The sequence below is a fragment of the Mesorhizobium sp. M0074 genome (genome assembly GCF_040322975.1).
GTDB lineage: Bacteria > Pseudomonadota > Alphaproteobacteria > Rhizobiales > Rhizobiaceae > Mesorhizobium.
Genome location: NZ_JAMYUM010000105.1, coordinates 1 through 569, shown reverse-complemented (window position 1 = coordinate 569; position 569 = coordinate 1). Strand labels below are relative to the sequence as shown.

Annotated in this window: 1 protein-coding gene; it reads right to left on the bottom strand. The window is 64.3% G+C overall.

The features are described from left to right. Positions 1–569 (bottom strand): ATP-binding protein (locus tag NKJ73_RS34175; RefSeq protein ID WP_502905428.1); only part of this gene is annotated, 569 nt, incomplete at both ends.

The window sequence follows — 569 nt, the reverse complement described above, 5'->3', positions numbered from 1 at the left end:
AACGCCCCCCCTGTTGTGGGGGGGGTTTGTGGGGGGGGGCGGGGGGGCTCGGGTGTCTTCTCCGCCCCCGCCACCCACGCTTTTCGCGAAGCCGGTAGCTGTCACCGCGGATGGTGATCACTGTCGAATGATGAAGCAAGCGATCAAGGATCGCGGTCGCGACCACGGGATCGCCAAAGACGCTGCCCCATTCGCCCACCGAGCGGTTGGAGGTGATCAGGATCGATCCCCGCGCATAACGCCGCGACACCAGCTGGAAGAACAGATGCGCGGCGTTGGCTTCGAACGGGAGATAGCCGAGCTCGTCGATGATCAACGGTTTCGGCCGCGACAGGGTCGTCAGCTGCTTTTCGAGTGAACCGTCGTCATGGGCCTTGGCCAGCATCGCCACGAGCGTCGCCGCGGTGACGAGCCGGACGCTATGGTTCTGCCGGATCGCCTCGCGCCCGAGAGCCACCGCCAGATGTGTCTTGCCCGTACCCGGCGGACTGGGCTCATAATGCCCGTTATCAGGATGGCGAGGCAAAGAAGATTGTCCGTTACGCCTTTCATCCACGTTCGGGCGGGGA